This window comes from Streptomyces sp. CLV115, assembly GCF_038448545.1.
GTDB lineage: Bacteria > Actinomycetota > Actinomycetes > Streptomycetales > Streptomycetaceae > Streptomyces > Streptomyces sanglieri.
On sequence record NZ_JBCEWQ010000086.1, the window covers coordinates 1 to 13,831 of the forward strand.

Here is a 13,831-nt window from a genome sequence, read left to right on the forward strand (position 1 = left end):
CCCTGAAGGCCCCCGAACCTCACACCCCCCACTGACGGCCCCCCGACCGTCACCCGGCGGCCGGTACCGACCACGCGGCCGCCGCACCGAAACACCAGGAGTTGATGTTGTGATCACCATGCCCGCCCGGAAGCCGCGGCGCAGCGCCGCGGCGACCCGCCGAACGCCCCTGCTGCTCGACCGGGCGGCCCTCAAGCGCCGGCTGGCCGACGACACGTACGACGTGCTCGTCATCGGCGGCGGCATCACCGGGGCGTACGCCGTGCTCGACGCGGCCTCGCGCGGCCTGCGCGCGGCGCTGGTCGAGAAGGACGACTTCGCCTCCGGGACGTCGTCGAAGTCCTCGAAGATGGTGCACGGCGGCCTGCGCTACATCGAGCAGGGCAACGTCAACCTGGTCCGCCACTCGCTCCTGGAGCGGCACCGCTTCCGCAAGAACGCACCGCACCTGGTGCACCGGCTGCCGTTCCTCTTCCCGATCCTGGAGAAGGAGGGCATCTTCGACGCCCGCCTGGCCAAGGGTTTCGAGGGACTGCTGTGGACGTACGACCTGGTCGGCGGCTGGCGGATCGGGAAGCTGCACCAGCGACTCACCGTTCCCGAGGTCCTCGCGCAGGCGCCGACGCTGCGCGCGGAGAACCTCAAGGGCGGGCTGATGTACTTCGACGCCCGCACCGATGACGCCCGTCTCGTCCTCACCATCGTCCGGACCGCCGCCGCGCTCGGTGCGACGGTCCTCAACGGGGCCAGGGCCGAGGGTCTGCTGATGCAGATGGGGAAGGTGTCCGGTGCCCGGGTGTCGGCGGACGGCGACAGCTTCGACATCCGTGCGCGGGCCGTCGTCAACGCCACCGGCGTGTGGACCGACGAGCTCGACGCGAAGGCGGACGACGGCCACCGGCCGCAGGTGCGGCCCGCCAAGGGCGTCCACATCGTGGTGCCGTGGGACAAGGTGCGGATCAACTGCACGGTCACCGTGCCGATCCCCGGCCGGGCCCGCCGCGCCACCTGCACCCGCTGGGGCAACAGCGTCGTGCTCGGCACCACCGACGAGGACTACCAGGGCTCCCCCGACGATGTGCACTGCACCCGCGAGGAGATGGACTTCCTGCTGGAGGGCGCCAACACCGCCTTCGAGGGGAAGCTCACCCCGGACGACGTGGTCGGCTCCATCGGCGGTCTGCGCCCGCTGGTCGGCGGCAAGGAGGGCGCGACCCTCGACATGCGCCGCGACCACCACATCACCGTGGGCCGCACCGGCATGGTGACGGTGACCGGCGGCAAGCTCACCACCAGCCGGCACATGGGCGAACTCGTCATCGACAAGGTGATGACGGTCCTCGGCCGCAGGGCGAAGAGCCGCACCACCGATCTGCCGCTGCTCGGCGGCGCCGGATACGACGCCGAGGCCGTCGCGGCCTCCGGCGGCATCGCCGCCCACCTCGGCGAGCGCTTCGGCACCGAGGCCCGCTTCGTCGGCGACCTGATCCAGGACGACCCGTCGCTGGCCGAGCCGATCGTCGCGGGACTCCCGTACACCAGGGCCGAGGTCGTGTACGCGGCCCGCGCCGAACTGGCCCGCTCGGTCGACGACGTGCTCTCGCGCCGGATGCGCGCCCGGCTGTTCGCCCGGGACGCGTCCGCCGAGGCCGCGGGGGCCGTGGGCGCGGTCCTCGGCCGTGAACTGAACCTCACGGAGGGCGAGGTGGAGCGTTCGGTCTCCGAGTACCTCGCAGCCGTCCGTCACGAAAAGTCCGTACTCCTCGAAGGGGCAGCAGCATGATCAGCCGTCAGACCATCACCCACCCGTTCAACCGGGGCAACTACACGATCGGCGCCCCCAGCTTCGCCAAGTGGGCGCAGAACACCCCGATCGGGGACGGCGACGCCGCCCTCCAGGTGGACCCGGTCGAGGTCCCCGAGACCGTGGTCGAGGCGCTGCGCGAGGCCGCGCACGCGGTGCACACCGCCCGCGAGGAGGTCGTCACCCGGACCCGTGACTGGTGGGCCGGCTCGATGATCGGCGAGACCGAGGGCCGTCCCGCGACGCCGGACGCCGTGATCGTCGAAGCGGCCGACGCCGACCAGGTCGCGGCCGTGCTGCGGATCTGCCACGAGGCGGGTGTCCCGGTCACCCCGTCGGCCGGCCGCTCCAACGTCACGGGCGCGGCGCTGCCCGTCTTCGGCGGCGTCGTCCTGGACGTCTGCGGGCTGAACGGGATCACCGGCTTCGACGCCGAGTCGAACATCGTGGACGTCCAGGCCGGCATGTTCGGGGACCTCTTCGAGAAGCAGCTCCAGGAGGAGTACGGGGTCACCACCGGCCACTGGCCGTCCGCGTTCGCCGTGTCCACGGTCGGCGGCTGGATCGCCTGCCGGGGCGCCGGTCAGCTCTCCACCCGGTACGGCAAGATCGAGGACATGGTCGTCGGCGTGGACGTCGTGCACGCGGACGGCACCCGTGCCACCTACGGCGACTACGCCCGTGCCGCGGTCGGCCCGGACCTGCGCCAGCTGTTCGTCGGTTCCGAGGGCACCCTCGGCGTCATCGTCTCGGCCCGGCTGCGGGTCCACCCGCTGCCCGAGTACGCCGACGCCGTCGCGTACGGCTTCAAGACCTTCGCGGAGGGCCTGGACGCCTGCCGCAGGATCATGCAGCGCGGCGCCACCCCGGCCGTACTGCGGCTGTACGACGCGCTGGAGTCGGGCACCCACTTCGGGCACCCGGAGACCAATCTGCTGCTCGTCGCGGACGAGGGCGACCCGGCCATCGTGGACGCGTCGATCAAGGTGGCCAAGGAGGTCTGTGAGGCGTACGGCCCCGAGCTGGACAGCAAGGCGGTCTTCGAGCGCTGGCTGGACGAGCGGATGCTGGTCGGCAAGTCCGCCGACGGCTTCAAGCCCGGCCCCGGCTTCGTCGCCGACACCCTGGAGATGGCCGCGTCCTGGACCGACCTGCCGGTGATCTACGACGAGGTGGTCGCCGCGATCCAGTCGGTGCCCGGCACCCTGGCCGCCTCGGCGCACCAGTCCCACGCGTACACCGACGGCGCCTGCGTCTACTTCTCGCTGCGCGGCGACGTGGCACCCGAGTCGCGCCGCGACTGGTACCGCTCGGTGTGGGACGCCGCCAACGCCGTACTGATCGAGCACGCGGCCGCGCTCAGCCACCACCACGGCTGCGGTCTGCTGCGCGGCCCCTACCTGGAGGAATCCCTCGGGGCGGGCTTCGCGACGTTCGTCGCGGTGAAGAAGGCCCTGGACCCGGCCGGCATTCTCAACCCTGGCAAACTGGGCCTTCCCAGCCGATTCGGTACGTCTCCGCTGAACTGACCGCAGGATCTCAGCAGCCACGAACCCCTTCCCCCAGGCAGGTCCTTGCCATGCCCCCTTCCTCCTCCCGGTCCGGCGCCCCGCTCGACCCCCGGCTCACCGCGGCGTTCGCCGAGGTGCCGGTCGTCGCGTCGGTCGTCGGCACCCAGCCGCTGCGGCAGTTCCTGACCGCACCGGCCAAGGTGTGCATCCTCGCCTCGTTCGCCGTGGGGCAGCTGCCCCAGGTCGTGCCGGCGCTGGGCCGGGCGGGGAAGACCGTGTTCGTGAACGTGGACAGCAGCCCCGGTCTGGCTCAGGACCGGGGCGCGCTGGAGTTCATCAAGAACATGGGCGCGCACGGCGTGGTCAGCACCCGGCTCTCCCTCATAGAGAAGGGCCGCCCGCTCGGCCTGCTGACGATGATGAAGGTGTTCGTCACCGACCGGTCCAATCTGCGCCGCTCCACGGACGCGATCTCGCGCGGGGCGCCGGACCTGGTCGAGATCATGCCCGCCCCGATCATCGCCCGGATGAGCGCGCAGGCACAGCGCGCGATGTCCCCGTCGGTGGCCGCGGGCTTCGTGGAGACCGCCGCGGACGTCGCGCTCGCGCTGGCCCTCGGGTCGGCCGCCGCCGCCACGTCCGACCCCCGCCTCTGGCATCTGCGCCGCGACCAGCTGCCGCCGGTCCCGCCCGGCGCGCTGAAGAGGCCCGCCCCACCCCAGGAGTAACCCCCATGACATACGTGGTCGTAGCCCGCTACCGCACCAAGGAGGGCGAGGAGAGCACCGTCCTCCCGCTGCTCGACACGATGGCCGCCGCCTCCCGCGCGGAGCCCGGCAATCTCGCCTACCGGGTCCACCAGGGCACCGAGGACCCGCGCGCGATCGTGCTGTACGAGGAGTACGCCTCCGAGGCCGACTTCACCGCGCACTGCGCCACCCCGCACTTCCAGGAGATCGTGCTCGGCAAGGTCGTCCCGCTGCTGGAGAGCCGTGACGTGCTGCGCTGCGCCCCGCGTCCGGAGGCGGTCGCGTGAAGACCCGTGCGGTGGTGCTGCGCGGGACATCGACGGCCCGCCCGTATTCCGAGTCGCGTCCGGTCGAGGTGGAGGAGCTGGAGCTGGGCGCCCCGCGCGAGGGCGAGGTGCTGGTCCGCGTCGCGGCCGCCTCGCTCTGCCACTCGGACCTCTCGGTGGTCAACGGCGACCGGGTCCGTCCGCTGCCGATGGCGCTGGGCCACGAGGCGGTGGGCGTCGTCCAGGACACCGGTCCGGGCGTCGGCCGGGTTTCCCCCGGTGACCATGTGGCGCTGGTCTTCGTACCGAGCTGCGGCTTCTGCGGCGACTGCGCGGCCGGTCGGCCCGCCCTGTGCGCCCAGGCCGCGGCGGCGAACGGTTCCGGTGCGCTGCTGCACGGCCCCTCGCTGCTGACCGATGCCTCCGGCGCCCCGGTCCATCACCAGCTGGGCGTGTCGGCGTTCTCCGAACACGCGGTGCTGGCCCAGGAGTCGGTGGTCCCGATCCCCAAGGACATCCCGTTCGCCGTCGCCTCGATGTTCGGCTGCGCGGTCCTGACGGGCGCGGGCGCGGTCATCAACACGGCGGCCCTGCGTCCGGGGCAGTCGACGGTGGTCTACGGCCTGGGCGGGGTGGGCCTGTCCGCGGTGCTCGGCGCCCGTGCGGCCGGCGCGTATCCGGTCGTCGCGGTCGATCCGGTCCGGGAGAAGCGCGAGCTGGCGCTCCGGATGGGTGCCTCACATGCGTACGCCCCCGACGACGCGGTGCGGCAGATCCGCGAACTCACCTCCGGCGGCGCCGAGTTGGCGGTGGAAGCGGTGGGCAGCCCCAAGGTCATGGCCGAGTGCCTGGGCGCCGTGGCCCGGGGCGGCAGGGTCGTCTCGGTGGGCCTGCCCGCTCCCGACCGGGTGCTGGAGGTCCCGGCCCTGGCGTTCGCGGGCGAGGGCAAGTCCCTGCTGGGCTCGTACATGGGCGACGCGGTGCCGCGCCGCGACATCCCGAGGTTCCTGGAGCTGTGGCGGGCGGGTCTGATGCCGGTGGAGCTGATGCACACCGGCACGCTGCCGCTGTCCGACATCAACGCGGCGATGGAGGAGCTGGCCTCCGGCCGGGCGATCCGTCAGGTCATCGACACCTCGGGCATGCTGAACGCCTGAGGCCCGGCCGTGGCCGTCACGTGCCGGATCCCTCCGTGTCCGGTGCGCCGGCGGGTGTGAAGTGCAGGGTGATATGGCGCCGGCAGATGCGCCACCCCCGCTCGCCGCGCACGATCACGTCCTCGTAGGTCACGCTTCCGGACTCGCCGTCCGCGCCGACGCCGATCCCCTTGGACCGTGCGTGGACCCGGCCGTCCCCGGCCTCGGTGAGGACGATGTTGCTGACGTGGTGGCCGACGGGGGCACCCGGCCTGCCCGCACGCGCCCGCGCCATGTCCCGGAAGGCGGCCAGCCCGCGCAGCTCTCCGTGGCCGAGGTTCGAGGTTTCGTAGACGATGTCGTCGGTGAACAGCTCGTCCAGCCGGTCGAGTTCGTCGTTGTCGACCAAGTGCCCGTGCAGGGCGAGCAGTTCGGAGATGTCCAGCCGGTCCTCGACACTGAGCGTCATCGCCGGTCCTTTCGTGAGATCTCGCGATGGTGCGGCCGTTATACGGGGAGAGAGACCCGGTACACGCGGCACAGCACCGGTCGCACACCGTCCCGCCCCGGCGAGTTCATTCCGCTGGAGCAACCTCGCGGCGGCCGTAGCGGAGCAGCACGACCCCGTTGCCGAACTCCCGGGTCTCCCTCAGACGGAGCGCGGTCCGGTGCTCCGAGGCCGGGAACAGGGGTTTGCCCCGGCCGATGAGGACCGGATGGACGTAGACGCGGTACTCGTCGACCAGGTCGAGCCGCATGAAGGCCGCGGCGAGATCGGCGCCCCCGAGGCACAGGTCCCCGCCGGGCTGCGCCTTCAGGGCCCGGATCTCCTCCGCGTCGACCTCCCGCTTGATCGTGGTGTTCGGGCCGGCGTGTTCCAGGGTCCGGGAGAACACGATCTTGGGCATGTCCCGCCAGATCCCGGCGAACTCCACCACGGTTTCGGTGGCGGAGGGATCGGAGTCCGCGGTCGGCCAGAAGTCCTCCATGAGCCGATAGGTCACCCGGCCTTCGAGGAAGCCGCCCATGGTCCCGAGCAGCTCGTTGAAGTGACGGTGCAGTTCGTCGTCGACCAGGTGCCAGTCGATCTCGCGGTCCGGCCCTTCCATGAAGCCGTCGAGGGACACCGAACTCATCAGGACGATCTTCCTCATCGCAGTCCTCTCCCGCCGGAGGCGTTGTGCCGCACGGATGCCCGGCGCCCCAACATTTGACGCCTCCGCAACTCGCCCGGCAACGAGTGACACGCCTCGGCGGGCGCGGTCCGCGCCGGGTACGGCATACGGTGATGCCCCGGAGCGATCCGGAGGAACGAGGTTGCGCGTGAGAGTCGGTACGGCCCGATCGGCCGCGGTCCAGTGGGTCGCCGAGCACGCCCGACCCGAAGCCGGCTTCCGAGGTGCCTATTTCAGCGGCTCCACGGTGGGGCTGCCGGACGACGCCGAGCTGTCCCCGTTCTCCGACGTGGACGTGGTGGTCGTCACCGCCGCGCCGGGCCCGCCGGCCGGGCCCGGAAAGTTCCGCTTCCGGGGTGCGCTGCTGGAGGTCAGTCATCTGCCGTGGGAGGAACTCGCCCCGGTGGACGTGGTGCTCTCCTCGTACCACCTTGCGGGAAGCTTCCGCCGGGACACGGTCATCGACGACCCGACGGGCCGGCTGCGCGAGCTGCGGGCGGACGTGTCGCGCCGGTTCGCCGAGCGGCGCTGGGTGCGCCGCAGATGCCAGGACGCCGAACGCCGGATCGAGACCCGCCTGGCCGCCTTCGACGCCTCGGCGCCCTTCCACGAGCAGGTGACGTCCTGGCTGTTCCCGACCGGGGTCACCACCCATGTCCTGCTGGTCGCCGCACTGCGCAACCCCACGGTCCGCCTGCGGTACCCGGCGGCGCGGGAGGTCCTCGACACGTACGGGCAGGCGCATCTGTACCCGGAGCTGCTGGAGCTCCTGGGGTGCGCACGGCTGCCGGCCGCCAGGACGGGGCACCACCTGGACGAGCTGGCCCGCACCTTCGACGCCACGGCGGCGGTCGCCCGTACGCCGTTCTTCTTCAGCGGCGACATCACGCCCGGGGCCCGGCCGGTCGCGATCGACGGCAGCCGGCATCTCGTCGAGCGGGGCGACCATCGCGAAGCGGTGTTCTGGATCATCGCGACCTTCGCGCGATGTCACACCGTACTGGCCGCGGACGCCCCCGGACTGCACCAGGCACGCCTCCCGGCCTTCCTGGAGGCGGTCGCCGACCTCGGAATCACATCCACCGACGACCTCGTCCGCCGAGGCGAGGAGGTCATCGCCTTCCTCCCCGCACTCCGGCGGGCCGCCGAAGAGATCATGGCGGCCTGCACCGACGTCACCGGCCGACCCGGGCGGGGGCGCCGGGCGCCGGCCTGATCAGTAGTGGCCGGTCCGGCCGTCCAGGAGCTCCCTGATGGCGTCCAGGTGGCCCGCGTGCCGGGCGGTCTCCTCGATCATGTGGAACATGATCCAGCGCAGGCTCGCGCCCGACGCATCGAAGTCCGGATGCCGGCCCATGTCGTCGAGCGACCGTCCGTCGAAGATCTCGTTCGACACCGCGACCTGCCGGTCGTAGTCGTCGAGGAGCTTCGCGAGCGGAACCGCCCTCGACCCTCATGTCGGAGTTCTCCGGTTCGTCGAACACCGGCCCCACGGCCGGGCGGCCCAGCAGGACGACCTCGAACCAGAGGTGCTCGGCCCAGCGAAGGTGTGACATGACACCCGCCACCGTCATGAGCGGGGAGGACGGCAGAACGGCGCGGTGCGCGTCCGCCTCCGACAGTTCCTCGCACTTCCAGCGGGCGGTGGCCCGCTGTGTGTCGAGCCAGCCGACGAGCTGGGTCCGCTCGTCCGCCTCGAAGTCCGGGCGCGTGCGGGAGGGGTACAAGGAGGGCGGCATGGGCGTCGATGCTACCCGCGGCAATGTCACATTTCACCTCACTTGCCGGCGGATGCGACCGCCGGAACACCCCTCGCCCCGGCCCTGTCGCCCTGATACCTTGGCCGCCATGTTCCTCTTCCGTGCGTAGGACCCCGTTCCGACCGCACCCCCGCTTCCGCCGGGTGCGGCACTTCGGTGTCCCCGCATGCCCGCAGCGCCCTCTGCCGCGCTGCCCTCCCGAGGAACGTATCGATGCTTTCGCCCTCACCCGTGCCTGCACGCACGCCTTCGTACGCCACCGTCCTGCGTACCCGTCATGCCACCCGCACCTTCGGCGCCGCCCTGCTGGGGCGGCTGTCGTACGGGATGGTCTCCCTTTCCCTGATGCTGGCGGTGAACGCCTCCACCGGCTCCTACTCCGTCGCCGGGGCCGTCATGGCCGTGTTCGGGGCGACCAGCGTCTTCCTCTCCCCCGCCCGCGCCGCGCTGATCGACCGGCACGGGCCGCGCCGGGTCCTGCCGCCGATGGCAGGCCTCTACGCGGTGCTGCTCGCCGCGCTGGCGTACGCCACCTGGCGGCCGGGGGCCCCGGCGTTCCTGCTGGGGGTGCTGACCGCCGCGGCGGGGGCCTCCACTCCACCGCTGGGGCCGGTGATGCGGACCCTGTGGAGCGACCTCGTCGCCGACCGGGAACTGCTGCGGCGCGCCTACAGCCTGGACGGTGTGGCCGAGGAACTCCTCTTCGTCAGCGGTCCGTTGCTGGTGGGTCTGGTCGTGAAGTTCGCCCCGCCCGCGGCCGGGGTCGCGATCAGCGCCGCGCTGGTGTTCGTGGGCACGCTGGCACTGGTCTCCTCACCGGCGGTGCGCGGCGGGCGCGCGGCTGCGTCCGACGACGCGGCGGCCGGTACGGACGTGCCACCGTCCGGGCGGCGGCTGCTCGGCATCGCCGGGCTGCGGCGCGCGGTGCTGGTGACGGCGGCCGTGGGGCTGTGCCTGGGAGGTCTGGATCTGCTGGTGGTGGCGTTCACCGAGCAGCGTCACCAGAGCGGGGCGGTGTCGTGGGTGCTCGCCGCGCTCTCGGCCGGGAGCGCGGTCGGTGGACTGGCCTACGGCGCCGTCTCCTGGCGGGCGTCGAACCGGGTACGGCTGCCGCTGCTGGCCGTCGGCCTGGGCGCCACCATGGTCGGAGCGGGGCTGTCGCCCAATGTGTACGTCCTGGCCGCGGTCACCGCGGTGGCCGGGCTGTTCATCGCGCCCGCCCTGACCACCGCCTACCTCATCGCGGACGAGTCGGTGGGCGCGGGCAGCCGTACGCAGGCCGGCGCCTGGGTGAACACCGCGATCAACGCGGGGTCGTCGGTGGGCGTCGCGGTGGTGGGTCTGCTGGTGGACCGCCTGTCGCCCGCCGTCTGCTTCGCGGTCGCGGCGGTCCCCGCGCTGTTGTGTGCGGCCGTGCTGAGGCGCGGCTCGGCGGACGGCGGTGCGGTCAGCCGGTCGTGACCGGTGCCGCGCCGGCCGGCCGTGCGCCGGCGCGCACCACGGCGTTCCCGACGGCGGTGGCCGTCACCACCGTTCCCGGCCGCTTCGCCGGCCCGGCGCTCCCGGTCCGCCGTCCGCGAGCCATTGCTCCCAGACGGCGGCCAGTTCCGCCTCGGCGGCCGGCGCCACCGTGTCCAGCAGCCGTACCTGCGCCCCCGGCCCCGCCAGGTCCATGCGGTACGGGTGGGGCCGGCCGGCCGGGGTGGCGCCGAGTGCGGTGACCGAACCGATGACGCGGTTGGGGCCCAGGATGCCGGGGAGTTCACGTATCTCCGGGTCCATGAGGTCCAGGTCCTCGACCAGCAGCTCGCAGCCGTCGTACGTGGCATGCGTCATCGCCCGCACACCGCCGCCCCGCTCGCCGGAACGCCCGAGAACCAGGGTGTCGCGCCACAGCATCCGCGCCCCGGCCGCCAGTGACACCTCCATCGAGCGCTCGACCCGGGCTCCCGTCGAGATCACGAACGGCCTGGCGTCCCAGTGGAGTTCGCCGCCCTCGGCGACGCCCACCCGGGCCCGCCAGCTCGATGTGCCGCCACGGTGGTCGTACGCGACCAGGCCGGACGGCTCGACCAGCTCCAGCCGGGCGCCGGGGCCGACCGAGACGTCCAGCCGCAGATCGTCGCCCGCGAGCAGACCCGCCCGGGTGCCGACCAGCGCGATCCGCAGACGGTCGGGGGACGGCAGCAGGGGCCGGGGGGCGAGGAAGGCGCCGGGGCGCAGTTCCCGGGCGATGTGGCGTCCCGAACCGTCGAGCTCCACGGTGACGACCGTGGGCTCGGCGGACTCCCGGGTCATGAGCCGTCGTGGCTGTGGCTGTGCGGCGCCATCGGGCCCGGATCCGTGGGTACATGGGTTCCGGAACGGTGGCGTACGAGCAACTCGCGTACCCAGTCGGCGAGTTCTGTCACCGATGCCGGGTCGTGCCGGGAGAGCGCGAGGACCGGCAGGCCCTCGCGGGCCCGCGAGGCGTCGGCGACCATCGCCGCTACGTCGACCTCCACGTGCGGCGCGAGGTCGGTCTTGTTGATGATCAGGAGGTCGGCGCCGGTGATGCCGGGGCCGCCCTTGCGGGCGACATCGCCGCCGCCCGCGACGTCGATGCAGAAGAGCTGGGCATCGGCGAGGGCCGGGCTGAAGGTGGCGGTGAGGTTGTCGCCGCCGCTCTCGACGAGCACCAGGTCGAGCGGTCCGTACGCCTCCTCCAGGTCCTCGACCGCGTCGAGGTTGGCGCTGACGTCGTCCCGGATCGCGGTGTGCGGGCAGGCGCCCGTCTCGACGGCCCGGATGCGCTCGGTGGGCAGCACCCCGGCCGAGCGCAGGAACCGGGCGTCCTCGTCGGTGTAGATGTCGTTGGTGACGACGGCCATGGCGAGTTCACCGGCCAGCTCACGGCAGAGAGTGGCGAGGATCGAGCTCTTGCCGGTGCCGACCGGCCCGGCCACACCGAGACGCAGCGCGCGTCGCGGGTGGTCGTGCGGAAGGTGCGGGGCGTTGTGGTCGGTGTGCCGGTCGGGGGTGGTGTCGGGGTGCTGGTCGGGCGTGGTGTCGATGTGCTGGTCAGGCAAGGAAGAGTCTCCGTTCTCGTTGTGCGTGTTCGAGCGCCCACTGTTCGGTGAGCGGGGGTGTGCGGGCGGGCAGCCCGGCCGGGGTCCGTACGGCGAGGGCCTCGGCCACCGCGGCCGCCGCGTAGGGCTCGGCGTCGAGGATCCAGGCGACCGAGTCCAGCGGGTCGCCGGGCAGCAGCTTGAGCGCCGCCGAGGTGATGGTCTGCAGTTCGTCGTAGACGACGCCGCGCGCCAGCTCCTCCTCCGTCACCCGCAGGACGGCCCCGAGCGCGCCGAGGGCCACCGGTCGCAGCGGGCGGGGGCCGATCCCGGCCAGGGCGGTGACCGCCGGGTGTCCGGGATCCAGCCGGCGCGCCAGGCGCCGCACACCGCGGCCGAGCGTCGCCGATGCCTCGCGCAGGGGTGCGGCCGGGGTCCGGGCGGCGAGGGCCTGTTGTACGGGGCCGTAGTCCACCGGATCCCGCCCGGCGGCGCGCAGGGCGAGTACCGCGGCGGCGGCCTCGGTGACGGCCGCGGTGTGCAGCCGGGCCCGCAGCAGGGCGGGGATCCGGTCCCGGGTGAGGCCCGCCGCGACGGCCGGTTCGAGTCCCGCGCTGTAGGTGTACGCGCCGACCGGGAGCCGTCCGTCACCGAGCAGCAGGTGTGCCAGGCCGGCCATCAGAACATGGAGTACCGCTGGGCCAGCGGCAGTTCGGTGGCCGGCGCGGGCTCCACGAGCTCTCCGTCGATCCGGATGGCGAAGGTCTCCGGGTCGACGTCGATGTCGGGGAGCGCCGTGTTGTTCGGCAGGTCCGCCTTGGTGAGGTGGCGGGTGGGGCGCACGGCGACCAACTCCCTTACCAGACCCAGCCGTTCGGCCAGTCCGTCCTCCAGGGCGGACGGGGCCACGAAGCTGACCGAGAGGTGCGGGGCGGCCTCGGCGGCGGCGGTGGGGCGCATGAGGACGGGCTGGGTGGTGGGGATCGCGGCGTTGGCGTCGCCGAGCGGCGCGTACACCACCATGCCGCCCTTGATGACGGCGGCGGGGCGGATGCCGAAGAAGGCGGGGTCCCAGAGCACCAGGTCGGCGAGCTTGCCGGGTTCGACGGAGCCGACGACATGGTCGATGCCGTGGGCGACCGCGGGGCAGATCGTGTACTTGGCGACGTAGCGGCGGGCGCGTTCGTTGTCGGCGGGCAGTTCGCTGCCGCGGTCGCCGAAGCGCTGCTTCATCACGTGCGCGACCTGCCAGGTGCGGCAGACGACCTCGCCGATGCGGCCCATGGCCTGGGCGTCCGAGGAGGTGATGGAGAGTGCGCCGATGTCGTGCAGGACATCCTCGGCGGCGATGGTGGTGGCGCGGATGCGGGACTCGGCGAAGGCGAGGTCCTCGGGGACGCGCGGGTTGAGGTGGTGGCAGACCATCAGCATGTCGAGGTGTTCGGCGACGGTGTTGACCGTGTGCGGCAGCGTCGGATTGGTGGACGCCGGAAGGATGTTGGGGTGGGAGGCGACGGTGATGATGTCGGGTGCGTGGCCGCCGCCGGCGCCCTCGGCGTGGAAGACGTGGATGCCGCGTCCGGCGATGGCGTCGAGGGTTCCTTCGACGTAGCCGGCCTCGTTGAGGCTGTCGGCGTGCAGGGCGACCTGGAGGCCGTGCGCGTCGGCGGCCTTCAGCGCCGCGTCGATGGCGGCGGGGGTGGCGCCCCAGTCCTCGTGGACCTTGTAGCCGCCGGCCCCGCCGAGCGCCGCCTCGCGCAGGGCCTCCTCGCCGACGGTGGAGCCCTTGGCGAAGAGCATGACGTTGAGCGGGACCCGGTCCAGGGACCGGTGCATCATCGCGAGGTTCCAGGCGCCGGGGGTGACGGTGGTGGCCTTGGAGCCCTCGGTGGCGCCGGTGCCGCCGCCGATGACGGTGGTGGTGCCGGTGGCGAGGGCCTCGTGCAGGGTCTGCGGCATGAGGAAGTGGACGTGGGTGTCGACGGCTCCGGCGGTGAGGACACGGCCCTCGCCGGAGACCACGTCGGTGCCGGGTCCGATGACCAGGTCGGGGTGGACGCCGTCGCTGATGTCGGGGTTCCCGGAGCGGCCGAGCGCGACGATGCGGCCGGCCCGGACGCCCACGTCGGTCTTGACGATGCCCCAGTGGTCGAGGACGACGACATTGGTGATGACGAGGTCGAGGGCGCCATCGGCGCGTGCGGCGGTGGACTGGGCCATGGATTCGCGGATGGACTTGCCGCCGCCGAACACGGCCTCGTCTCCGCCGAAGCAGCGGTCCTCCTCGACCTCGATCCAGAGGTCGGTGTCGGCGAGACGGACGCGGTCGCCAGTGGTGGGTCCGTAGAGCGACGCGTAGGCGGCGCGGGTCATTTGTGCCATG

The 13,831-nt window shown here is 72.6% G+C and carries 13 protein-coding genes and 1 pseudogene; 7 read left to right on the forward strand and 7 right to left on the reverse strand.

The window, feature by feature from the left end; translation table 11 throughout:
- Window positions 1–109 precede the first annotated feature (109 nt).
- The 5 genes from AADR41_RS26135 to AADR41_RS26155 are packed head-to-tail and all read left to right on the forward strand — an operon-like array spanning window position 110 to window position 5,487.
- Window positions 110–1,783, forward strand: coding sequence for a glycerol-3-phosphate dehydrogenase/oxidase (locus tag AADR41_RS26135; protein WP_342283849.1), 1,674 nt, complete (start codon window positions 110–112; stop codon window positions 1,781–1,783).
- Entirely contained in the window at window positions 1,780–3,333 is a 1,554-nt protein-coding gene (locus tag AADR41_RS26140) for an FAD-binding oxidoreductase (RefSeq protein WP_342283850.1), read from the forward strand. The genes AADR41_RS26135 and AADR41_RS26140 overlap by 4 nt, the downstream gene beginning before the upstream one ends.
- 50 nt (window positions 3,334–3,383) lie before the next feature.
- Window positions 3,384–4,043 (forward strand): glycerol-3-phosphate responsive antiterminator, encoded by a 660-nt coding sequence (locus tag AADR41_RS26145; protein WP_342283851.1) that lies wholly within the window; start codon window positions 3,384–3,386, stop codon window positions 4,041–4,043.
- 5 nt (window positions 4,044–4,048) lie between these two features.
- Window positions 4,049–4,351: a putative quinol monooxygenase gene (locus tag AADR41_RS26150; RefSeq protein WP_342283852.1), complete on the forward strand. Its 303-nt coding sequence runs from the start codon at window positions 4,049–4,051 to the stop codon at window positions 4,349–4,351.
- Entirely contained in the window at window positions 4,348–5,487 is a 1,140-nt protein-coding gene (locus tag AADR41_RS26155) for a zinc-binding dehydrogenase (RefSeq protein WP_342283853.1), read from the forward strand. The genes AADR41_RS26150 and AADR41_RS26155 overlap by 4 nt, the downstream gene beginning before the upstream one ends.
- Before the next feature lie 16 nt (window positions 5,488–5,503).
- Here the strand turns inward: AADR41_RS26155 and AADR41_RS26160 are convergent, their stop codons facing one another.
- Together AADR41_RS26160 and AADR41_RS26165 are read right to left on the reverse strand one after the other, a co-directional pair.
- The gene (locus AADR41_RS26160; RefSeq protein WP_342283854.1) at window positions 5,504–5,935 is read right to left on the reverse strand and encodes a nuclear transport factor 2 family protein; all 432 of its coding nucleotides are present in this window, start codon (window positions 5,933–5,935) and stop codon (window positions 5,504–5,506) included.
- A 106-nt stretch (window positions 5,936–6,041) separates the two neighbouring features.
- A complete protein-coding gene (locus AADR41_RS26165) occupies window positions 6,042–6,620 on the reverse strand; it encodes a dihydrofolate reductase family protein (RefSeq protein WP_342283855.1) in 579 nt (192 codons plus the stop codon).
- Window positions 6,621–6,789: 169 nt separating this feature from the next.
- Between AADR41_RS26165 and AADR41_RS26170 the strand changes: the two genes are divergently transcribed.
- Window positions 6,790–7,857 carry a hypothetical protein gene (locus AADR41_RS26170; RefSeq protein WP_342283856.1) on the forward strand — a complete coding sequence of 356 codons (1,068 nt, stop codon included), beginning with the start codon at window positions 6,790–6,792 and terminating at the stop codon, window positions 7,855–7,857.
- On the opposite strand, the pseudogene AADR41_RS26175 reads toward AADR41_RS26170, so the two are convergent.
- Window positions 7,858–8,380 (reverse strand): annotated as a pseudogene (locus tag AADR41_RS26175) (DinB family protein).
- Between the two features lie 234 nt (window positions 8,381–8,614).
- Here AADR41_RS26175 and AADR41_RS26180 point away from each other — a divergent pair.
- Entirely contained in the window at window positions 8,615–9,862 is a 1,248-nt protein-coding gene (locus AADR41_RS26180) for an MFS transporter (RefSeq protein ID WP_342283857.1), read from the forward strand.
- A gap of 63 nt (window positions 9,863–9,925) precedes the next feature.
- Here the strand turns inward: AADR41_RS26180 and AADR41_RS26185 are convergent, their stop codons facing one another.
- The 4 genes from AADR41_RS26185 to AADR41_RS26200 are packed head-to-tail and all read right to left on the reverse strand — an operon-like array spanning window position 9,926 to window position 13,830.
- Complete coding sequence (locus AADR41_RS26185) at window positions 9,926–10,699, reverse strand: urease accessory protein UreD (protein WP_342283858.1); 774 nt, start codon at window positions 10,697–10,699, stop codon at window positions 9,926–9,928.
- Window positions 10,696–11,469: an urease accessory protein UreG gene (gene ureG, locus AADR41_RS26190; RefSeq protein ID WP_446751111.1), complete on the reverse strand. Its 774-nt coding sequence runs from the start codon at window positions 11,467–11,469 to the stop codon at window positions 10,696–10,698. The genes AADR41_RS26185 and ureG overlap by 4 nt, the downstream gene beginning before the upstream one ends.
- Window positions 11,462–12,127 carry an urease accessory protein UreF gene (locus AADR41_RS26195; protein WP_342283859.1) on the reverse strand — a complete coding sequence of 222 codons (666 nt, stop codon included), beginning with the start codon at window positions 12,125–12,127 and terminating at the stop codon, window positions 11,462–11,464. Before AADR41_RS26195 ends, ureG begins: the two co-directional genes overlap by 8 nt.
- Window positions 12,127–13,830, reverse strand: a complete 1,704-nt coding sequence (locus AADR41_RS26200; RefSeq protein WP_342283860.1) for an urease subunit alpha — start codon at window positions 13,828–13,830, stop codon at window positions 12,127–12,129. The genes AADR41_RS26195 and AADR41_RS26200 overlap by 1 nt, the downstream gene beginning before the upstream one ends.
- Window position 13,831: the final 1 nt, after the last annotated feature.

Bases quoted from the DNA above. Each gene is read 5' to 3' on its own strand.
- AADR41_RS26140 (WP_342283850.1), top strand. From the start codon at position 1,780: ATGATCAGCCGTCAGACCATCACCCACCCGTTCAACCGGGGCAACTAC.
- AADR41_RS26145 (WP_342283851.1), top strand. From the start codon at position 3,384: ATGCCCCCTTCCTCCTCCCGGTCCGGCGCCCCGCTCGACCCCCGGCTC.
- AADR41_RS26150 (WP_342283852.1), top strand. From the start codon at position 4,049: ATGACATACGTGGTCGTAGCCCGCTACCGCACCAAGGAGGGCGAGGAG.
- AADR41_RS26160 (WP_342283854.1), bottom strand. From the start codon at position 5,935: ATGACGCTCAGTGTCGAGGACCGGCTGGACATCTCCGAACTGCTCGCC.
- AADR41_RS26165 (WP_342283855.1), bottom strand. From the start codon at position 6,620: ATGAGGAAGATCGTCCTGATGAGTTCGGTGTCCCTCGACGGCTTCATG.
- AADR41_RS26180 (WP_342283857.1), top strand. From the start codon at position 8,615: ATGCTTTCGCCCTCACCCGTGCCTGCACGCACGCCTTCGTACGCCACC.
- AADR41_RS26185 (WP_342283858.1), bottom strand. From the start codon at position 10,699: ATGACCCGGGAGTCCGCCGAGCCCACGGTCGTCACCGTGGAGCTCGAC.
- AADR41_RS26195 (WP_342283859.1), bottom strand. From the start codon at position 12,127: ATGGCCGGCCTGGCACACCTGCTGCTCGGTGACGGACGGCTCCCGGTC.
- AADR41_RS26200 (WP_342283860.1), bottom strand. From the start codon at position 13,830: ATGGCACAAATGACCCGCGCCGCCTACGCGTCGCTCTACGGACCCACC.